Source organism: Brachybacterium sp. sponge, from assembly GCF_001613775.1.
In the GTDB taxonomy this organism is placed as follows: domain Bacteria; phylum Actinomycetota; class Actinomycetes; order Actinomycetales; family Dermabacteraceae; genus Brachybacterium; species Brachybacterium conglomeratum.
Window position 1 is genome coordinate 36,662 of sequence record NZ_LRMP01000002.1, and the last position, 19,193, is coordinate 55,854.

The following is a 19,193-nucleotide window of genomic DNA, read 5'->3' on the forward strand; positions in this document are numbered from 1 at the left end:
CTCCTTCGAGGCGGGCTCGGGCAGGGCGGGGGAGGGTGCGGATGCAGACGTCATGTCAGTCCGCCTTCCTGCGCAGCAGCAGCAGGATCAGCCCCACTGCGACCAGGCACTCGAGGACGATGATCACGGAGATCGCGCTCGCGGAGCCGAAGTGCCCGGAGGTGAACGCCGTCTTGTACATGTAGGTGGTCACCAGCTCGGAGGCCTGTCCGGGGCCTCCGTTGGTGAGCAGGAACGGGATGTCGAAGCCGCGCAGCGCGTAGGTGGTCGCCATGATCAGGGTGGTGACGAACACCGGCATGATGTGCGGGAACCGGATCCGCGTGAAGACCTGGAAGGGGTTCGCCCCGTCCAGGGACGCGGCCTCCTCCAGCTCCTTCGGCACCGCGAGCAGCGCCGCGTAGAGGATCACCGTGTAGAGCCCCAGGAAGCGCCAGCCCTCGGGGGCGGAGACCGCCGCGAGGACCGTCGAGACGTCGGAGAGCCAGGGCCGGGCCAGGGCGTCCAGACCCACCGCGCCGAGGAGCGTGTTGACCAGCCCCACCGGCTCGAAGGAGTAGATGCGCTGGAACAGCAGCGCGATCGCGGGGGTCGAGATGACCGCGGGCATCAGGTAGAGCACCTTGAGCATCTCGCGGCCCCGGGTGATCGTCATCAGCAGCGTCGCCACCAGCAGACCGCCGCCCACCTGCAGCAGCAGGCAGATCACGAGGTAGACCAGCTGGTTGACGAAGGCGGTGCGGAACACGTCGTCGTCCAGCAGCAGCGATCGGTAGTTGGCGAGCCCCACGAAGTCGAGACCGGTGATGCCGTCCCACTCGTAGAAGCTCAGGCCCAGCGACTGCACGATCGGCAGCAGCACGCCGCCGCCGAAGAGCAGCAGGGGCGGGGTGAGGAACACGGCCACCGAGAGCCGTGAGCGATAGGGGAGCATGGGGTTCTCCGTCCGTGACAGGCGGCGTGCCGCTCAGTCCTCGAAGTACTTGGGGGCGTTCTTCGCGAGGGTGTCGTCCATGGTGGTGAGGAACTCCTCGGCGGTGATGTCTCCCTGGACCAGCAGCACCAGCTCCTGCTGGAGTCGCGAGTTCGTCGAGGGATCCAGCTGGGTGTCCCAGGGCATGAGGGTCGCCTCGCCGAGCTCCGCGGCGACGTCGATCGCCTCCTGGTAGATCGGCAGGGCGTTGTCCGGGATCACCGGGTCGATGCTGGTGGGGCCCAGCAGGCCGCTCTTGGCGTACTCCTCGGGGTAGCGCTCGAGGGCGAAGCGGAGGAAGTCCCGCACCAGCGGGTCGTAGGTCTGGGCGTTCACGGCCACGCCGATGCCGGAGGGGGCCACGAACTCGTCGGCCCCGGTGACGGAGCCGTCGGCGGCCGGGAGCGTGAAGAAGCCGATCTGCTCGTGCATCTCCGCGGGCAGCTCGGTGGTGGCGAGGTTGGGCAGCTCCCAGGTGCCCATGTTGTAGATCGCGGCCTTGCCCGAGGTGAACAGGGCCTGCGCATCCGCGTAGCCCACGGAGGAGAAGCCCTGCTGGAAGGCGCCGACCTCGCCGAGCTCGGCGAGCCACGCGGCGGACGCGCTGCCCGGCTCATCGGCGAAGGCGGCGTCGCCCCGCTTGAGGTCGGTGATGTAGTCGGGTCCGGCGATGCGGAACGGCTGGTAGGCGACGTAGCGCTCGAGCGGCCAGGCATCCGCGCCGCCGACGGCGATGGGGGTGACGCCGGACGCGGCGAGGGCCTCGCACAGCGGCACCATCTCGTCCAGCGTGGTGGGCACCTCGACCCCGGCCGCCGCGAACAGCGCCTTGTTGTACCAGAACACCTCGACCCCGAACTCGAGCGGGATCATCCGCAGCGTCCCGTCGTCGAAGCGCTGGTAGTCCAGCGCGGCCGGGCGGAAGTCCTCGAGCACGCCGAGCTGGGTGAGCAGGTCCTCGACGTCGACCATGCGCTCGGCCGCGTTGAGCTTCGCCGCGAAGGGCGTGGCGTCGGTGTCGAACAGCTCGGGCAGCTCGTTCGCGGCGGCGAGGGTCTCGTACTTCTGGATGTAGCTGGGGCGGTCCGGGGTGGTGATGAGCTCGAGGGAGAAGCCCTCGTGGTCGGCGGCGTACTCCTCGGCCAGGGCCGTCATGATCTCGATGACCGCGCCGTTGGCGGGCCGCGAGAGCAGCCAGGAGATGGTGCGGGGCTCGATCTCCCCCTCCACGGCGGCGGCGGTGGAGCTCGCACCCCCGGTGCTGCCACCGCACGCGGCGATCAGGGGGAGGGAGGCCGCACCGGCGGCGAGGGCCAGGAACTGCTTGCGCTTCATGGGATGTCTCCTTCGACAGGTGATGAGCGGTTCGGGCAGTGGGGTCAGGCGGTGGTGACGTGCAGGGCGGTGAGGGTGAGGGAGGCGTCCTCGGCGAACACGCCGAGACGCCCGGCGGGGTGGTCGTAGAGGCGGGTGGAGAGGGCCACGCTCTCGTCGAGGACCGCGACCAGCAGGTCGTCCTCGAGCACCAGGTCGAGGCGGTGGTGCGGGGCGCTGAGATCCGCGGGGCGCTCGAGCTCGAGCAGGTGGGGGACGTCCCCGGAGATCTGCCACTGCTCGGAGCCGGTGATGGTGCGGGGCCAGCGGTCCAGCACCATTCGTCCCGCCTGCGGCTCGAGCCGCAGAACGTAGCCGTGCTCGCCCTCGGCGTCGGTGCGCAGCAGCAGCCCGCCGGCGCGACCGTCCGGGTCGAGGGCGAGGTCCGCGCGGATCGTCGCGCGGGAGGGGAGCTCGGTGCGGCCGACGGCGGAGGCGTAGCCGGTGGCGGCCTCGAGGAGGACGGGCTCGAGCCCGGGGTCTGCGGTGGTGGTGTCCTGGGCGAGCACCTCCGGTGGCAGGCGCAGGTCGAGAGTGCCGTCCTCGCGCGGCACGGCCTCGAGCAGCGAGAGGGTTCCCGCCCACTGCCAGGGGCCGGCGTCGCGCCGTCCCTCCCGGGTCGCGATCCAGCCGGCGAAGATCCGCCGCCCCCGCCACTCGGCGGACTTCGCCGCGTAGAAGGACCGGCCGTCCAGGGAGTCGTAGCGCGGCGCGTGCCAGGGACCCTCCGGGGAGCGGGACATGCGGTACCGGGTGACGAAGGCATCGGTGAACTCGGAGTACACCAGGTACCACCACTGACCGATCCGGAACACCTCGGGGCACTCCTGGGTGAGGAAGCGCTGCGGGTCCCACAGCGGCGGAGCCGGCTCCCAGGTGTGCAGATCCGTGCTCTTGAGGCGGCCGACGGTGCCCCGGCGACGCTCGGGACCGGCGGCGTGCCGAGCGGCGAGCAGCATCTCCCACGGGCCATGCGGGTCGGGCCGATGCACGAAGGGGTCGCGGAAGTCCGCCGGGTCGTATCCCTCGGGCGCGCTGAACGTGTGCTCGGGGTGCTTGGTCCAGTGCAGCAGATCGGTGCTCGTGGCATGGGCGACGCGCTGCAGGGGGCGGCCGTCCGGGGCGGTGAACGCGGGGTTCTGAGCGGTGGAGAAGAGGTGGTGCAGACCGTCCTCGTCGGTGACGATGCTGCCGGTGTAGCAGTTGAGGTCCTCCTCGGCCGCGGTGCCATGGGGGAGCACCTCGCCGTGGTCCTCCCAGGTCACCAGGTCGGTGGTGGTGACCAGGTGCCAGGAGGTGCCCTGGCCCGGCGCCTCCCGCTGGTGGTGCAGGTAGTAGACGTGCAGCACGTCCTCGTGGACGAACGGAATGGTGTCACCGACCCAGTCGGGGGTCGGGGTGAAGAACGGCGCGCGGTGCATGTCACTCCCTCGTGATCAAACGTTTGATCAGGGACTGTAGAACGCTCGCCGGTCGGTGGTCAAGCGTTTGCGCAGATTCGGTGCCGAAGGGGTGCGGCGCCGTACGACTCAGTGCTCGCGCAGGCGCAGTCCCGTGAAACGGACGGATCCGCCCACCGCGTGCAGCCGCACGTGCTCCTCGCCGGGGGAGGGGTGGACCGTCATCGACATCGCGGTGCGGCCGTCGTCGAGGAACACCTCCACGCTCTGCGTGTCCACCAGAATCTGAAGGTGCGCGGAGCGAGCGGCCGGATCGATCGGGGCGATCGCCGCGGTCAGTCCCGAGAAGGGCTCCGCGGCGCCGTCCGGGTCGGCGTCGTCCTCGGCGCCCGCTCCGCCGTCGACAGCGTCGGCCGCGCTCTGCATGAGCACGCTGCCGCTGCGGTCCACCCGCATCTGCCCGCCGCCGAGCGTGATCCGGGTGCCCCGGGAGCCGTCTGCGGAGCCGACCACGGTCACCGCCGCCTCGGCGGCATCGTCCCAGCTCACGTCCATCTCCAGGGCGACAGCGCGCCCCAGCGCACCGAGCTCCGTGAGCCCCTCGACCTCCTCTGCGTCGTCGGATCCGGTGCCGTCGGTCTCCTCGGGGACGACCTCCTGGTCCGCGAGGTCCCGCGCGGCGGTCGCCGTCGCGGCGAGCGTCGGCACCGGGGTCGAGACGAGGGTCAGCGCGCCATCGTCGTCGCGCACCAGGCGCACCTCGCGCACCACCGAGTACTGGCCGTCGTAGCCGTCGGAGGCCGCGGTCGCAGAGGCCGCACGCGCGTAGGCCCAGTTGTTCATCCACCCGATCGCGTGGCGCACGTGCTCCGGGTCATCCGCGGACGGCCAGGTCACCGCGGCGTACCAGTCCTCTCCGCGGTCGAGCCAGCGCGGCGCGGGGTCCGCCGGGGCGAAGCGCTCGCCGTCCCAGGCGCCCACCCAGTACGCGTAGTTCGTCGGCTCGCCTGCGCCGCTGCCGTCCAGGCTCGCGCCGAGCACCCAGTGCACGGTGCCGTCGTCCGCGGTGAGGGGGAACATGTCCGGGCATTCCACCCCGCCCAGGTCCGGGCCGTCGGGATCCAGGTCGCGGTAGGCGAACTCCTCACGCTGCTCCCAGGAGCGCAGGTCCGGGGAGGTCCAGAAGGACACGCGGTGGTCGCGGCCGATCGCGCACACCCACTGCTCCCGCTCCTCGTCCCGCTGCAGTTTCGGATCACGGAACCAGGAGGCCTGGGCGATCTCCTCCTCGGTGCGTGCGGCGGGACCGTCGGGGTTCGCCAGCACCGGATCCGGCTCCAGAGCGAAGGTCGCGGCGTCCTCGGAGACGGCGAGGTACTGCTCCTGCAGCTCGGCGCGGCCGTCCGTGGGCCGGGTGGCCAGCGCGATCACCCTCCCGGCGCCGAGGCCGGCGGTGTCCTGCTCGTCCACCACCGCGGAGCCGCTCCACACGTCGACCCCGTCGGCCCCTGTGAGCGCCGTGCCCTGGTGCGTGAAGGAGACCAGGTCCGTGCTGGTCCAGTGCGCCCAGGCGGTGGGGCCGGGAACAGTGTCCTCGCCGTGGTGCAGCCCGTAGAGATGCAGCGTGTCGCCGATCCGCACGGGGCGCTGCGGATCGCCGATCCAGCCGGTGGGAGGGGTGAGATGGAAGCGGGGGCGGAGGCTCTCGGACCCGTCGTCGGGCGTGTCCGTCCTGTCGCCGGGGGCGGGCCCCGGGTCGTCCTCGCCCCCGGTGCAGGAGGCCGCGCCCAGCACGAGCGGGGCGAGGATCATCCCCGCGGCGGTGCGCTGCAGGACGGATCGGCGGGCGAGGCGGGTCATGGCGGCTCCGGGGCGTGGCGACTGGATCGGTGCGCCCCATCACGCGGTCATCCGACGGTAGCGAAAGGGCGGTGCGCACCTCCATCGGGTGTGAGAGGAGCCGCGGGAGAGCGCTGCCCGCGTCGACCCGTCCGGTGCGGCGGAGAGTCCGTGCTGGGGAGGTCACGGCCCGGGCGCGTCGAGACCGGACCTCCGCACGCGATCGTCCTGCTCGGACCGGGAGCCGTCGGACCGCTCACCGGGGATCGGTCGCGGACGCCGCTCGAGCGGCGTCGACCGCCGGCTCATGGCCGACAGGGTCATGTGCAGGCGTCGCGCTGCGGCCTCGGCCGTGACCTGCTCGGCGGCGATCCGGAGCGTCTCGGCGAGGGCGGGATCGTCCGGGCGGCGCCGACCTACTGGTCCGTGCTCTCGATCGTCCTGCGGAACCGCCCCGCGTCCGGGCACCGGTGAACTAGTGTGCGAGCACGGACCCGACGAAGGGAGCGCGTGATGAGACGGCCGCTGCCGTTCCTGGACAGGACCGCGCCCGAGGCCTGGGACCTGCTCGGCGAGGTGCGCCGCGCCGTCGCGGAGCAGAACGAGTCCGCCGGGATCGCGACGACGACGCTCGAGCTCATGTACCTGCGCATCTCCCAGCTCAACGGCTGCGCCTTCTGCGTGGACCTCCACCACCGTCGTGCCGTGCGCGCCGGCGCGCCGGACGACCAGGTCGCCCAGTTGCCCGTCTGGCGCGACTCGCCCAGCTTCGATGCCGTCGAGCGCGCCGCGCTGCTGCTGGGCGAGACGGTCACGACCCTGCCCGAGCCGATGGTCCGCGACCGCGACCTGATGACCGCCCGCGACGTGCTCGGCGAGCAGGCCTTCGCGGCGCTGGAGTGGTCCGCCGTGCTGATGACCACGTACAACCGTCTGTCCGTGCTCTCCCACCACCCCGTGCCCGGCGCCCGCTGACCGCCGCGCCCTCCTCAGGAAGGACCCCCGATGACCGACGACACCACCCCCGCAGAGACCGTCGACCCGGCCGACGAGACCGTCGAGGTGCGGGAGAACCCCGAGCGGCAGCGCTTCGACATCCTCGTCGGTGGCCGCCAGGCAGGCTTCGCGATGTTCACCACCCCGGCGGAGAACCCCGATGACCAGCGGATCTTCTACCACACCGTCATCGACGACGCCTTCGGCGGGCGGGGACTGGCCGGCGTGCTCACCCGCGGCGCGCTCGCCGCGAGCGTCGAGCAGGGCAAGCGGATCGTGCCCGTCTGCCCGTACGTCGCTCGCTGGGTCCGCGGCCACGACGACTTCGCGGACTCCGTGGACCGGGTGAAGTCCGTGCACCTCGAGGCCGTGCGCGCCGCGAACGGCGAGGCCGACGGCACGGCATCATGAGCTGAGCAGCCGTCCGCGCCTCTCACAGCCCGAGAACGCCCCTGTCGTCGCCCCCGCCCCGCATGCGACGCTCGCAGGTGACTACGCTGTCGAGGGGGTCGCGACGGCCCCGAGCACCGCAGCGTGCTCGCAGCACCCGAGGCGAAGGAGCAGCCGGAAATGCGCACACCGAGGAACCAGCGATCGGCCGAGGCCGTCGAGGCCTTCACCCGGATCATGGAACGCAAGCACGTGCTCACCTCGGCGCGTGCCACCGCGCCGTTCACCACGGGCGGCCGCTTCGGCGCCGGTGACGTGCTCGCCGTGCTGCGGCCCGGCTCGCTGGTGGACATGTGGCGGGCCCTGCAGGTGTGCGTGGACCACGATCTGATCGTCATCACCCAGGCCGCGAACACGGGTCTCACCGGCGGCTCCGGTCCCGGCGACCAGGACTACGACCGCGACATCGTCATCCTCTCCACGCTGCGGATCGACGGGATCCACCTCATCAACGATGCCCGCGAGGCGATCAGCCTGGCCGGCGCCACCCTGTTCTCGCTCGAGGAGAAGCTCGCCGCGCACGACCGCGAGCCTCACTCGGTGATCGGCTCGAGCTCCATCGGCGCGACCGTCGTCGGCGGCATCGCGAACAACTCAGGCGGCTCCCAGATCCGCAAGGGCCCCGCCTACACGGAGCAGGCGATCTTCGCGCGCGTCGATGAGGACGGCCGGATCCACCTGGTGAACCACCTCGGGATCGATCTCGGCACCGACCCCACGCACATCCTCGACCGGCTCGAGCGCGGGGACTGGGACGCCGCCGACGTCACCCCGCCGCCGCCCGACTCCACCGGCACCGACTACGCGGACCACGTGCGCCAGCTGGTCGACACCCCGGCGCGCTTCAACGCCGACCCGACCTTCCTCCACGAGGCCTCCGGCAACGCCGGCAAGATCATGGTCTTCGCCGTGCGCACCCGCACCTTCCCGCTCGAGAAGGACAAGGCCACCTTCTACATCGGCACCGACCGCCCTGCCGATCTCGAGGCGCTGCGCCGCCGCATCCTCGCCGCCGAGGGCCCGCTGCCGATCTCCGGGGAGTACATGAGCGCGCACGCCTTCGACCTCGCGACCGAGTACGGCAAGGACACCTACGTCTCCCTCAAGCACGCCGGCTCGGCCACCCTGGTGCGCATGTTCGCGCTGAAGGCCTGGGCCAACGGCGTGTTCGCGAAGCTGCCCGGCTTCGGACCCTCCACCGCCGATGCGATCTCCCAGAAGCTCTTCTCCCTGGTGCCGGAGAGGATCCCGCGCCGACTGACCGACTTCCGCGACCGCTTCGACCACCACCTGCTGCTGGTGGTCAGCGGCAGCGAGCGCGCGGCGACGGAGCGGTTCCTGCGCGAGTTCTTCGCGGAGCCGGAGCACGAGGGTGCTTTCTTCGAGTGCGACGCCGACGAGGCCCAGAGCGCGACCCTGATCCGCTTCGGCGTCGCCAGCGCCGCGAGCCGCTGCTTCGTCATGCGCCGCGCCGAGGCCTCGGAGATGGTCACCTTCGACGTGGCCCTGCGCCGCGACGACGAGGACTGGCTGGAGCGCCTGCCCGAGGAGATCTCCGACCAGCTGCTCGAAAGCGCCTACTTCGGCCATTTCTTCTGCCACGTCCTGCACCAGGACCATGTGGCGAAGAAGGGCGTGGACCCGGTCGCGTTGAAGAAGCGGATGACGCAGCTGCTGGTGGACCGCGGGGCTGCGGTCCCGGCCGAGCACAACTACGGGCGGATCTACCCGGCCCCCGAGCAGCTGGTCGCCCACTACCGGGAGCTGGACCCGCTGAACATGTTCAACGTCGGGGTGGGGGAGACGTCGGCGAAGAAGGGGTGGGGGTGAGCGGCGCGGCCGGACCGGCCGCGGCCCTCCCTCCTCTCATCGAGCGGCGATCTCCTCGAGCTGAGCAACCCACGCGTCGATGCGCTGAGGGTCGGCCCAGCTGATTTCGAGCGAGTTGCGGGCAAGCTGCACGACCTCCTCGCGGCTGAGCTCCTGGGCGATGGCCAGCGCCTCGAGGTTGTCGCCCACGTAGCCGCCGAAGTAGGCGGGATCGTCCGAGGCGACCGAGACCTTCAGCCCCTGGCGCAGGAGGTCGGTGATCTCCTGACCCTTCATTTGCTCAGTGACGAAGGAGTTCGACAGCGGGCAGCAGGTGAACCCGATCCCGCGCTCCTTCGCCTCGGCGACCAGGGCGTCGTCCTCGAGGATGTTCGTCCCGTGATCGATGCGCTCCACGCCGATCCTGTGCAGCACCGTGGCGATGTTCGCGATCGACTGCTCCTGGTCGATGTCGCAGTGCATGGTCAGGCGGTAGCCGGCCTGCTTCGCGGCGTCGAAGACTGCGGCGAACTTCTCGGGCGGGTTGCCGCGCTCGTCGGAGTCCAGCCCCACCCCGAGGATCCGGTCTCGATAGGGCAGCGAGGCCGCGAGCGTCTCCTCGGCCGACTCGACGCTGTGATCACGCAGGAAGCACATGATCAGCGCGGCCTCCACGCCGAGGCCCCGTGCCTCCTGCACAGCCGACCAGAGCCCGTCGACCACGGCGGCGAAGGGCACGCCGCGGCTGGTGTGGGCCTGCGGGTCGAAGAAGGTCTCCGCGCGCACCACTCCGTCGGCGGCGGCGCGTTCGAAGTACGCCATGGCCAGGTCATGGAAGTCCTGCTCGGTGACCAGCACCTCCATGGCGGGGTAGTAGACGGCCAGGAAGCTGGTGAGATCGGTGAAGTCGTACGTCGCACGCACCTGCTCCACCGTGCTCTGCCCGATGTCGACACCGTTGCGGCGGGCCAGCTCGAGCTTCAGCTCAGGCTCGAGGGTGCCCTCGATGTGCAGGTGGAGCTCTGCCTTCGGCAGGGAATCGATGAACGGGCGATCGTAGCTGGGCATGACGGGGCGGTCTCCTCGAGGTCACAGGGCAGGACTCCGCCAGGATAGGAGGCTCGCTGCACTTCAGCGCGGTGCGATCACGGCAGTACGGGGTCGATCCGTCGATCGGTCAGGTCCGTCCCAGGACGTCTGCATCGTCGAGGCGATGGGCGCGAGCCCGTGCTGCGCCACTCACCCGTCCGACCGCGAGAACCGGTTGGTCATCCCCTCGCTCGCGAGGAACAGCACCTGCCCCAGCAGCGCCTCGGTCGCCTCGCGCACCTGCTCGGCGATCTCGGTGTTCGCCGCGGCGAGCAGCGCGGGCACGTCCTCGTCGGCGGTGGCCGACGCGGCCCTCCCGTCGGCCGCCCGGACGGCGGCGCGGCCGAGCGCCATGGTGCGCTGCTGGTACCGCTCGATCAGGGGGATCACCTGGTGGAAGTGCGGATCGGCCAGCGCCGCGATCATCCGCGACGTCCAGTAGAAGCTGTCGGTGGAGACCGTCTCGCCGGTGGTCGAGAGATAGGCCGGGGCCTCCTCGACGTTCGTGAACATCGGGATCAGCGTCGTGAACGGCAGCGAGGCGTAGGCGATCCACTGCACCGAGCGGTGCGGGGCGGGCAGGTCGCCGCGGATCTGCAGGATCGCCAGTGCGTTGTGGCGATTGATGCCGATGGGGCGGAAGGCGCGCCGCTCCGCGTCGGTGCCGCGCGGGGAGTAGGGGTCGAAGACGGTGCCCTGGTAGTGGGAGGAGAGCACGTCCTTGACGTCCTCGACGGTGAGGAGGCGCTCCGGCCGGCGGCTCCAGGGGAGGTCGTCGGCCTCGGGGCTCGCGCCGGGGCGGCCTGCGTCCCACTCCTCGGCGCGGGTACTGAGGGTGCGCTGCATGTACCAGGCGCGGGGCGTGTTGTAGAGGTGGTCGTGCTCGGTGTGGGAGCCGAAGGCCTCGCGGGGGTTGAACGCCGTGTCGCCGGCGGTGGAGCCGCTGCGCAGGGTGAGGTCCAGGTGGTGCTCCCGCAGGAAGGCGCGCAGGTCGGGGCTCGCGAGGTGGTCGCGGCCGGGACCCTCGGCGTCCTCGAGGTCGAAGGAGTCGATGCCCAGCTGGTTCGGCATCGTCACGTAGTGGTCCTCGGGCACGCGCCGCGCGATCCAGTGGTGCCCGCCGACCGTCTCGAGCCACCAGATATCCTCGGCGTCGCTGAACGCGATCCCGTTCATCTCGTAGGTGCCGTGCTCGGCCAGCAAAGCCCCGAGCCGCAGCACGCCCTCGCGGGCCGAGCGGATGTACGGCAGCACGACGGTCACGAAGTCCTCCTCCCCGAAGCCGCCCGGCGTCTCCCCGTCGCGCTCGACCAGCGGATCCGCGGCCAGCACGCGCGGGTTCGAGGTGATCGTCTCGGTCGCGCTCATCGCCACGTCGGCCGCGTTGATCCCGGCGCAGCCCCAGATCCCCTCGTCGGGCAGGGCGTTCGGGATCGCGGTGTAGCGCAGCGGGTTCTCGGGCAGCTCGATAGAGCGCCCGCCGAGCACGGAGGTGTAGGTGCGCGGCTGGTCCTCGGGACGCACCACCACGGCCCGCTTCGGATCGAAGCTGCCGGCCGAGGAGTCCTCGGTGCGGGCTACGAGCGGGGAGCCGTCGGCGCTCGCACGGCGGCCGACGAGGAGGGTGGTGCAGGGCATGAGCGGGTGACTCCTTCGGAGGCGCGGACGGGGACGGCGCCCACGGTAGTCCTCCGCCGACGTCGGTCACGTCCGCGTCGAGGTGCGCGCCGCGGAGAAGCCAGCGAGCTGCGCGTCGGACTCGTCGCCGTGCGATCCCCTTCCTGCGCAGTGGCGAGCCGTGAGTCGGTCGTCGTCATAGGCCGGTCGCGCTCGGCCCGATCACCTCGACATGCGGTCGAGCGCGTCGATGGCCGTGGGCAGCCAGCCAGAGTCCCAGCGGTGCTCGCGCCGGGTGTCGTCGGAGTACAGATGGGGTATGCCGAGCTGCTCCATGAGCTCGTGGCCCTCCCCGAGGTGGTCCTTCGACCACTGAGGGGGATCCGCTCCGAAGTTCGCGTGGCCGAAGAGCGCGATGCGAGGGTTCGGGCCGAGCAGCCCACCCCGCGTCCTCAGCAAGTGAGGGATCGCGAAGTCACGGAAGTGCTCCGGGTTCGGCCAGTAGTAGGGCATCTCCCACTGATCCGGCTGCTCCTTCATGACGGGCGAGTCGAAGGCCGCGGCCGCGCGGAAGAGCTCCGGGTACCGCAGCAGCAGCTGCAGGCTCGCCGAGCCTCCCTTGCTGTAGCCGACCAGCAGGCGGGGCAGATCCGGGTACTTCTGGTCGATGAAGCCCACGACGTCCTCGACGAAGTAGAGCACCTGCTGGAACATCTGCCGGTCCGGCAGGTCAGTCATCCAGGGCCAGTCGGAGAAGGTCGGGGCGACGGCGATCAGTCCGTGGCGGTCGTGGAGGCCGTGACGCAGGACCTCGTCGAGCCCGTCGCCGGAGCGGTGGCTCAGCTCCGGGGTGGCCGGGAGCAGGAAGAGCAGCCGGGGGTTCTCCAGCTGGTCCAGACCGGCCGGCTCGAGCACCCGGATCGTCGTCTCGAGCATCTGACGGTCGGATCTGACGGTGTACTGGTCATAGGCGAGGCGGAGCGGCGCGGAGTACGTGGCGGGCATGGGACACCTCTCGAGGGGACGGGAGCGCGGCGGTACGGCTCAGGACTTCAGGCCACCGGCCGTGAGGCCGGAGACCACGTGCCGCTGCGCGAGGAAGAAGACGAGCAGCACGGGGATCACCGACAGGGTCGTCGCCGCCATCTGCACTCCCCACAGCGGGCCGGCCAGCGGATCCTCGTAGTGCGTGAGCGCCACGGGCACCGTGAGCTTCTCCGGGGAGCGCAGGTAGATGAGCGGCTCGAGGAACTGGTTCCAGCTGTACCAGCAGGAGAGCACCACGACCGAGGCGATCGACGGCCGCACGAGCGGCAGATAGACCTGCACCATGGTGCGCCATCTCCCGGAGCCGTCGATCGAGGCGGCGTCCTCGAACTCGGCCGGCAGCGTCAGGAACGCCTGCCGCATCACGAACGTCGCGATCGGCGCGGTGACGAGCGCGGCCGTGAAGATGATCAGCGGGTAGTGGGTGTCGACCCAGCCGAGCGTCGCCGCGTACTGGAACAGCGGGATGATGGTCGCCTCGGGCGGGATGAAGATGACGCTCAGCAGCATGAGGAACACCGCGCCCGCGGCCACGGGACGGACACGTGCCAGGGCGTAGCCGGCGGGGATCGACATGACCAGGGTGAGCACCGCGACGAGCGCCATGATGACGACCGAGTTGAGGAACTGCTGCGCGAAGGGCTGCAGCGTGAAGACATCGGCGTAGTTCTCCCAGCGGACCTCCTCCGGGAGGATCGTGGGCGGGTACCTCAGGATCTCGCCCGGCGTCTTCAGGGAGGCGCTGACCATCCACAGGATCGGGGCGAGCGCCACGAGGGCGAGCAGGACGAGCACCAGGTAGTTCGCGCCCCGGGCCACGGTGCGGCGCGGATCAGTCGTTCTCATGGAAGACCACTCGCTTCCTCGCCTGCCACAGCGCTGCGGTGAGCAGCAGGATCACGGCGAACAGGAGGACGGCCAGCGCACTGGCGTAGCCGACGTCGTTGAGCAGGAACCCCTGCTTGTAGATCTCGAAGGCCAGCACCGAGCTCTGCACGCCCGGCCCGCCCTCGGTCAGGAGCATGACGACCTCGAAGACCTTGAAGGAGCCGACGATCATCAGCATGAAGACCATCATGATCGCGGGCGAGATCTGCGGGACCACCACGCTGCGCAGCACGCGCACGCGCCCCGCGCCGTCGATCCTGGCCGCCTCGATCAGCTCCTGCGGCACCGCCTGCAGCGCGCCGAGCAGGATCATCACGTTGATGCCGACGTTCTTGGTCAGCTGGATCACCGCGAAGACGACGAGCGTGAGCCAGCCGCCGCGGAGCCAGGGCGGGCCGTCGGCCCCGACCGCGCCGAGCAGCGCGTCCAGGAGCCCCTCGGGCTGCACGATGAAGCTCCACACCAGCGCCCACGCCACCATCGTGACCAGCGCCGGGATGAAGACGATCGAGCGGAAGATCCCGATGCCGCGCAGCGTCTGGTTCAGCAGCACGGCCAGGAGCAGCGCGATCACGGTGCCGGCCACGCTCAGCACGCAGACGAAGAAGAAGGTGTTGGGCAGGACGGTGATCATGCTCGGGTCGGTGAGGATCCGGGCGTAGTTGTCCAGGCCGACGAAGTCCTGCGAGCCGGCGAGGACGTTGACGTCGTGGAGGCTGAGCCAGATCACCCACACGATCGCGACCAGCCCCACCGCGGTGAAGCCGATCATCTGGGGTGCCAGGAGCAGGTATCCGAAGCGGTTCCTCCCCCGCGTGCGGAGGGACCGGCGGGGGCGGGAGGGTGCGGCCTGCGTCGCGACGCTCATGCCGAGATCACCGGATCGATCGCGGAGCACACGCGCGGCAGGGCCTCGTCGAGGTCGGCCTCCGGCGTGTACACGAACTCGTCCAGGGAGGAGTCCAGGGCGTTGGCGACACGGGCCCCGTTCGGGGCGACGGGGAAGATGTGCCCGCTGCCGGAGATCGCCTCGACCACGGGCTCGAGCTGCTCCGCGGAGAGCAGCCCCGAGGACTGCGCGAGGACCTCCGCGCTGAGCAGGCTCGCTCGGGACGGCGGGAAGAACCGGGAGATCTTCTCGGCGTTCGCGCGTGCGGTGAGATGGGCGAGGAAGGCCAGCGCGGTGTCCTGCTGCCGCCCGGCGCTGAGCGCGACGATCGCGGACTGGCCCACCGACTGGATGTCGCCGGCGGGCCCGCCCGGGGTGGGCAGCACGTCCCAGTCGAAGCCGGCGCCGTCCAGGAGAGTGCTGGAGCCCAGGAAGGCGGTCGTGCTGCCCGCCTGGCCGCCGAAGAAGTCCACCTGCCGGCCGGGCACCGGGGAGGAGCCGTCCTCGTACACCATCGAGTGGAAGAGCCCCAGCGCCTCGGCCATCTCGGGGGCGTCGGCGGTGCATCGCACGGCGTCCTCGTCCCAGGGGGAGGCCCCGTAGGCCTCCATGATCGGGAGCAGCCGGGTCCAGTTCTGGAAGTCGAAGTCGTTGACGACGTAGCCGGGCAGCCCGGTGGCCTCGGTGAGCTGACGGGAGGTCTCCCGGAACGACTCCCAGGTCCAGTCGCCGGCCGCGAGGAGATCTGCGGGCGAGGCCACGCCGGCCTCGGCGTAGAGGGTCTTGTTGAAGTACATGATCAGCGGCCCGGTGGAGAACGGGACCCCGTACTGCGCCTCGCCCGCTCGCCAGCGCTCCTGCAGCTCGGGCACGAGGTCGTCCACGTCGTAGTCGGGGGTGGAAGCGAGCGTCGGCGCGACATCGAGCAGCGCTCCCGCGTCGATGTACTCGCGGCTGGACTCCACCGGGAGCCAGGTCAGGTCCGGCGGGTCGCCCGCGGTCATCCCGGTGGTGAGCACCATGTCGAGCTGGTCGAGGCTCAGGCTCTCGAACTCGATGCCGGAGACCTCCTCGTGCTCGGCCAGGAAGTCGTCGGCGATCTCCTGGAACAGGGCGAGGTGATCCGGGTTCGAGGACCACATCGTCATCCGCAGGGTGATGCCCTCGGAGCCCGGCCTCGTGCGGGAGAAGCCCGGCAGGCATCCGGTCGACCCTGCCGTGACGCCGGCGAGGCCCGCCCCGGTGAGGAAGGTGCGTCGTCGCATGGCAATGCCTCCTGTCTGCGCAGCGCGCTGCGTCGCACCGCTGTCGCCCCACGAGAGTATGACGTTATACTTCTGATCGCAACGGGGCTCGATCGAACGGATCGGCCCAGGTGATCGCCGCCTGGGAGCAGGAGCTTCGGGTTACGACGATTTAGCGAGGCAGGCATGCACAGGACACGGGCCCTTGATCCACAGCTCGCACGCTTCCAGCCGCTGGAGCGCGTGGTCACCTTCGACGACTTCGATCGCGGGTTCAACGGATGGATGGATCTGACGCCGAACTTCGTCTACGAGGACTACGAGTCCTTCGACAGCTCCGTGGACCTCACCAGCTGGGCGCCCTGCATGCTCAGCTCCGCCCCGATGCGCTTCGCGGCCTCGCACGGCTCGATGGAGGGGACGTATTCGCTGAAGCTCACGACGGGGGCGGCCGCCGCCCCGGCCACCGAGCCGCCCGCCGACGGCTCCATGGGGGTGGCGGTCAAGCGCCTGTCCCGGTTCGGCGATCCCTCGAAGATCCAGATCGAGACCTGGTACGCGTACACCCCTGCGCAGGACCGCGTCGGCATCGGCGAGGAGGACATCCGCGCCTTCGGCTTCTACTTCGACATCCAGGACGGCGAGCACCGGTACATGCCCGGCGTGCGCTACGTGAACTCCCTGGACGGGAAGCTCGTGAAGCGATGGCAGTACTGGAAGGCGGAGGAGGGCGTCAGCCACGCCGACTGGAACTTCGGCGTCGAGAAGGGCTGGTGCGCCCCGGGCATCGACAACCTCTGGTACGGGCGCCGCCACGAGGACGGCTCCACCGACGGCTATCAGTGGGTGCCCGGTGGCGAGCAGGACCTGCTCTACAACGAGAGCCCGGACAAGATCAACTGGCTCTACCTCCGCCTGCTCGTGGACGTCGACAAGCGCGAGTACGTGGAGCTGCAGAGCATGGACAGGGTCTTCGACCTGCGGGGGATCCAGCCGACGCTTGCAGACCGCTACCGCGCCATCGACAACCTCATCAACCCCATCTTCTACGTGGAGACCGACACGGACCGCCAGGTGCACCTCTTCCTCGACTCGGTCCTCTACTCGACCGAGTGATCCCGTCCGGCACGTCGAAAGGACCCGCTGTGCTGACCACCCATACCTCCGTCCTCGCCCGCAGGATCCGGATCCGCTCCGAGCACGTCACCCTTCCCCACGAGGCCGGGTGGGCGTCCGAGGCGGTGTTCTTCACCCAGGTGGAGGGGGCGCATCCGCCGCTGACCGTCACCACCGAGATCTCGCCGGACGGGATCACCTGGGCCGAGTGCGGCCGGGCGAGCACCCTCCCGGCCGACGGGACGATGGCGGTCAACCGCCTCGAGCTCTTCGGCAACTGGCTGCGCCTGCGGATCACGGGCGCGAGCGAGGCCGAACCGGCCCGTATCCTGGTCCATCTCAACGTCAAGGGCTGAGACCGACGCGTCCGCCCGAGGGCGGCACGGCGCAGCGGAGGGGAGGGACGGTGTCACGCAGAGGTGCCCGGCTGTCCGACGTGGCACGACTGGCCGAGGTCTCTCCCGGCCTCGTCTCGCGCATCGTCAACGACGACCCCACCCTCAAGGTCCGCGCCGCGACGCGCGAGCGCGTGCTCGAGGCCGTCGAGATGCTCCAGTACATCCCGCACGCCTCGGCCCGCGCGCTGCGCAGCTCGCGCACGGGGTTGCTCGGCTTCGCGCTGCACCGGGTGAACGACCCGATCTACGCCCAGCTCGTCGACTCCGCACAGGCCGCTGCCACCTCGCGCGGGTACTCGGTCGTGCTGCTCAGCGCCGAGGACCTCATGGGCCGGCCAAGCGCTCATCGCGCCCTCGTGCGCGGGCATCGCGTCGACGGCCTGCTGATCCAGAGCGGGTTCCAGGCGGTGGACGCCGGCCTGCAGGACGTCGCCCGGGAGGTGCCGTCCCTGGTGTTCAACGCCGACGAGACGCCCGGGCTGCGCACGCTCCGGCTCGACGACGCTGCCGCCGCGAGGGCCGCGACGCGGCACCTGATGGACCTCGGGCACACGCGGATCGCCTTCGTCGGCGCCGAGGGCGCGACCTCCCGCAGGCGCTTCCAGGGCTATGCCGAGGCGCTCTCGGGCGGCGGGCTCGCCCCGCTGCCGATGATCGCCGGCGGCTGGGAGGCGGAGTCCGCGCGCGCGGAGATCGCCTCCTCTCTCGCGGCCGGAGGGGAGGCCACGGGGCTGGTCGTCGCGAGCTCGACCAGCGCGCTGGGCGTGCATGCCGGGGTGCTCGCCTCCGGAGCGGCCATCCCGGAGGACATCTCCGTGGTGAGCATCCACGACACCTGGTTCGCCGAGCACCTCACCCCCTCGCTCACCGTCGTCCAGCTCCCGCTCGCGGACATCGGCAGCGCGGCGGTGGACCTGCTCATCGAGCAGATCGAGGAGTCGACCGAGGGCGAGACCGTCCTCGACGAGCAGCCGCCGCGGCTGATCCAGCGCGCGTCCTCGGCACCGCCGCCGCAGCGGTGAGGGCGGCACCGGTCCGAGGGCCCTGGACCGATGGAGCATCTCGCCCCGTCGGTCAGCGAGGGAGCGGGTCCCTGCTCCACGGATAGGCGGCCTGCGCTCCGTGCCGGGTGACCGCGAAGGCGCCCACGCGAGCAGCGAAGTCGCTCGCGGCGAGAAGGGCCTCACCGCGAGAGATCGCGACGCCCAGCGCGCCGACGAACGCATCGCCTGCTCCCGTCGTGTCGACGGCGGAGACCGATGGCGAGCTGACCTCGTCGAGAACTGCGCCGCCGGCGATCTCCTCGTCACCGGGTTCGATGTCCGAGGAGCTGACGATGGCGCCTTCGGCGCCGCGGGTCATGATCACCGACGGGACTCCCGCCCGTCGGAGCTCGTGCACGACGAGGGCGTCGTCCTGAGGGCTGTCACCGGAGGTGAGCATCTCGAGGACCAGGCGGCCTTCGTGCTCGTTGACCACGAGCGGGTCTGCACTCATGAGCGTCGAGCGCGCGACGTCGATCACCGGCGCGAGGTTCAGGACAAGACGCGTCCCGGTGAGGAGGCAGAGCCTCGCGACCTCGTCGACCGCCTCTGCCGGGATCTCACCCTGGGCGATGACCACGTCACTGGAGGCCACGTCGTCAGCGAGTGCTTCCACCAGCTGCGGAGTCCAGGTGGCGTTCGCGCCGGGGGCTAGCACGATGCTGTTCTCCCCGGCGCTGTCGAGCGTCACCACTGCCAGCCCGGTCTCGACGTCCTCCACGGCGGAGATGTCGTCCAGCTCGACGCCTGCCTCGCGCAGGAGCGAGAGCGCGAGGTCTGCATCGTCGTCGGTGCCGGTGCGACCGACGAATCTGACGTGGCCGCCCAGGCGGGCGGCGGCGCAGGCCTGGTTCGCGCCCTTCCCGCCGGGGGAGCGTCGTATGCGGGTGCTCGAGAGCGTCTCGCCGGGCAGCGGATGGCGTGGGACCTCGAGCACCAGATCCACGTTCGCGGACCCGACGACGAGGATCCTGCCCGGCGACGCGTCGTCCTGCGCGGTCACGCAGCGCGCAGAGCCTGC

At 70.7% G+C, this 19,193-nt stretch carries 17 protein-coding genes; 6 read left to right on the forward strand and 11 right to left on the reverse strand.

The window, feature by feature from the left end:
- Nucleotides 1-55 precede the first annotated feature (55 nt).
- The 4 genes from A4A78_RS08260 to A4A78_RS08275 all read right to left on the reverse strand — a co-directional run bounded on the left by A4A78_RS08260 (nucleotide 56) and on the right by A4A78_RS08275 (nucleotide 5,607).
- Complete coding sequence (locus A4A78_RS08260; RefSeq protein WP_053917806.1) at nucleotides 56-934, reverse strand: carbohydrate ABC transporter permease; 879 nt, start codon at nucleotides 932-934, stop codon at nucleotides 56-58.
- Nucleotides 935-967: 33 nt separating this feature from the next.
- Nucleotides 968-2,308, reverse strand: coding sequence for an ABC transporter substrate-binding protein (locus tag A4A78_RS08265; protein ID WP_062948217.1), 1,341 nt, complete (start codon nucleotides 2,306-2,308; stop codon nucleotides 968-970).
- A 44-nt stretch (nucleotides 2,309-2,352) separates the two neighbouring features.
- A complete protein-coding gene (locus tag A4A78_RS08270; RefSeq protein ID WP_062948219.1) occupies nucleotides 2,353-3,768 on the reverse strand; it encodes a family 43 glycosylhydrolase in 1,416 nt (471 codons plus the stop codon).
- Nucleotides 3,769-3,876: 108 nt separating this feature from the next.
- The gene (locus A4A78_RS08275) at nucleotides 3,877-5,607 is read right to left on the reverse strand and encodes a glycoside hydrolase family 32 protein (RefSeq protein WP_062948221.1); all 1,731 of its coding nucleotides are present in this window, start codon (nucleotides 5,605-5,607) and stop codon (nucleotides 3,877-3,879) included.
- A 492-nt stretch (nucleotides 5,608-6,099) separates the two neighbouring features.
- Here A4A78_RS08275 and A4A78_RS08280 point away from each other — a divergent pair, with 492 nt between their 5' ends.
- The 3 genes from A4A78_RS08280 (at nucleotide 6,100) to dld (ending at nucleotide 8,862) form a co-directional block, all read left to right on the forward strand.
- A complete protein-coding gene (locus A4A78_RS08280) occupies nucleotides 6,100-6,561 on the forward strand; it encodes a carboxymuconolactone decarboxylase family protein (RefSeq protein WP_062948223.1) in 462 nt (153 codons plus the stop codon).
- Between the two features lie 30 nt (nucleotides 6,562-6,591).
- On the forward strand, nucleotides 6,592-6,993 hold the full coding sequence (locus A4A78_RS08285; protein WP_062948225.1) for a GNAT family N-acetyltransferase: 402 nt from the start codon (nucleotides 6,592-6,594) through the stop codon (nucleotides 6,991-6,993).
- A gap of 159 nt (nucleotides 6,994-7,152) precedes the next feature.
- Complete coding sequence (gene dld / locus A4A78_RS08290; protein WP_062948227.1) at nucleotides 7,153-8,862, forward strand: D-lactate dehydrogenase; 1,710 nt, start codon at nucleotides 7,153-7,155, stop codon at nucleotides 8,860-8,862.
- Nucleotides 8,863-8,898: 36 nt separating this feature from the next.
- On the opposite strand, the gene add is transcribed toward dld, so the two are convergent.
- From add to A4A78_RS08320, 6 genes are all read right to left on the reverse strand, one after another.
- Complete coding sequence (gene add / locus A4A78_RS08295) at nucleotides 8,899-9,909, reverse strand: adenosine deaminase (RefSeq protein WP_062948229.1); 1,011 nt, start codon at nucleotides 9,907-9,909, stop codon at nucleotides 8,899-8,901.
- Between the two features lie 171 nt (nucleotides 9,910-10,080).
- Nucleotides 10,081-11,568, reverse strand: a complete 1,488-nt coding sequence (locus tag A4A78_RS08300; protein WP_062948231.1) for a C69 family dipeptidase — start codon at nucleotides 11,566-11,568, stop codon at nucleotides 10,081-10,083.
- Between the two features lie 201 nt (nucleotides 11,569-11,769).
- Entirely contained in the window at nucleotides 11,770-12,552 is a 783-nt protein-coding gene (locus A4A78_RS08305) for an alpha/beta hydrolase-fold protein (protein WP_062948233.1), read from the reverse strand.
- Between the two features lie 39 nt (nucleotides 12,553-12,591).
- On the reverse strand, nucleotides 12,592-13,440 hold the full coding sequence (locus tag A4A78_RS08310) for a carbohydrate ABC transporter permease (protein WP_082835258.1): 849 nt from the start codon (nucleotides 13,438-13,440) through the stop codon (nucleotides 12,592-12,594).
- Complete coding sequence (locus A4A78_RS08315; protein WP_062948237.1) at nucleotides 13,427-14,350, reverse strand: carbohydrate ABC transporter permease; 924 nt, start codon at nucleotides 14,348-14,350, stop codon at nucleotides 13,427-13,429. The genes A4A78_RS08310 and A4A78_RS08315 overlap by 14 nt, the downstream gene beginning before the upstream one ends.
- The gene (locus tag A4A78_RS08320; RefSeq protein ID WP_062948239.1) at nucleotides 14,347-15,636 is read right to left on the reverse strand and encodes an ABC transporter substrate-binding protein; all 1,290 of its coding nucleotides are present in this window, start codon (nucleotides 15,634-15,636) and stop codon (nucleotides 14,347-14,349) included. Before A4A78_RS08320 ends, A4A78_RS08315 begins: the two co-directional genes overlap by 4 nt.
- Before the next feature lie 165 nt (nucleotides 15,637-15,801).
- Between A4A78_RS08320 and A4A78_RS08325 the strand changes: the two genes are divergently transcribed.
- Genes A4A78_RS08325 through A4A78_RS17480 form a run of 3 tightly spaced genes read left to right on the forward strand, consistent with a single transcriptional unit; the run spans nucleotide 15,802 to nucleotide 18,151 of the window.
- Nucleotides 15,802-16,731 (forward strand): DUF6772 family protein, encoded by a 930-nt coding sequence (locus A4A78_RS08325; protein ID WP_062948241.1) that lies wholly within the window; start codon nucleotides 15,802-15,804, stop codon nucleotides 16,729-16,731.
- Nucleotides 16,732-16,760: 29 nt separating this feature from the next.
- Nucleotides 16,761-17,087 carry a DUF6385 domain-containing protein gene (locus A4A78_RS17940; RefSeq protein WP_062948243.1) on the forward strand — a complete coding sequence of 109 codons (327 nt, stop codon included), beginning with the start codon at nucleotides 16,761-16,763 and terminating at the stop codon, nucleotides 17,085-17,087.
- Between the two features lie 50 nt (nucleotides 17,088-17,137).
- Entirely contained in the window at nucleotides 17,138-18,151 is a 1,014-nt protein-coding gene (locus A4A78_RS17480; protein WP_197466653.1) for a LacI family DNA-binding transcriptional regulator, read from the forward strand.
- Between the two features lie 52 nt (nucleotides 18,152-18,203).
- Here A4A78_RS17480 and A4A78_RS08340 read toward each other — a convergent pair whose 3' ends face one another.
- Nucleotides 18,204-19,175, reverse strand: a complete 972-nt coding sequence (locus tag A4A78_RS08340) for a ribokinase (RefSeq protein WP_062949768.1) — start codon at nucleotides 19,173-19,175, stop codon at nucleotides 18,204-18,206.
- Between the last annotated feature and the right edge of the window lie 18 nt (nucleotides 19,176-19,193).

Bases quoted from the DNA above. Each gene is read 5' to 3' on its own strand.
- A4A78_RS08260 (WP_053917806.1), bottom strand. From the start codon at position 934: ATGCTCCCCTATCGCTCACGGCTCTCGGTGGCCGTGTTCCTCACCCCG.
- A4A78_RS08320 (WP_062948239.1), bottom strand. From the start codon at position 15,636: ATGCGACGACGCACCTTCCTCACCGGGGCGGGCCTCGCCGGCGTCACG.
- A4A78_RS08270 (WP_062948219.1), bottom strand. From the start codon at position 3,768: ATGCACCGCGCGCCGTTCTTCACCCCGACCCCCGACTGGGTCGGTGAC.
- A4A78_RS08265 (WP_062948217.1), bottom strand. From the start codon at position 2,308: ATGAAGCGCAAGCAGTTCCTGGCCCTCGCCGCCGGTGCGGCCTCCCTC.
- A4A78_RS08285 (WP_062948225.1), top strand. From the start codon at position 6,592: ATGACCGACGACACCACCCCCGCAGAGACCGTCGACCCGGCCGACGAG.
- add (WP_062948229.1), bottom strand. From the start codon at position 9,909: ATGCCCAGCTACGATCGCCCGTTCATCGATTCCCTGCCGAAGGCAGAG.
- dld (WP_062948227.1), top strand. From the start codon at position 7,153: ATGCGCACACCGAGGAACCAGCGATCGGCCGAGGCCGTCGAGGCCTTC.
- A4A78_RS08275 (WP_062948221.1), bottom strand. From the start codon at position 5,607: ATGACCCGCCTCGCCCGCCGATCCGTCCTGCAGCGCACCGCCGCGGGG.
- A4A78_RS08325 (WP_062948241.1), top strand. From the start codon at position 15,802: ATGCACAGGACACGGGCCCTTGATCCACAGCTCGCACGCTTCCAGCCG.
- A4A78_RS08310 (WP_082835258.1), bottom strand. From the start codon at position 13,440: ATGAGAACGACTGATCCGCGCCGCACCGTGGCCCGGGGCGCGAACTAC.
- A4A78_RS08300 (WP_062948231.1), bottom strand. From the start codon at position 11,568: ATGCCCTGCACCACCCTCCTCGTCGGCCGCCGTGCGAGCGCCGACGGC.
- A4A78_RS08280 (WP_062948223.1), top strand. From the start codon at position 6,100: ATGAGACGGCCGCTGCCGTTCCTGGACAGGACCGCGCCCGAGGCCTGG.
- A4A78_RS08315 (WP_062948237.1), bottom strand. From the start codon at position 14,350: ATGAGCGTCGCGACGCAGGCCGCACCCTCCCGCCCCCGCCGGTCCCTC.
- A4A78_RS08305 (WP_062948233.1), bottom strand. From the start codon at position 12,552: ATGCCCGCCACGTACTCCGCGCCGCTCCGCCTCGCCTATGACCAGTAC.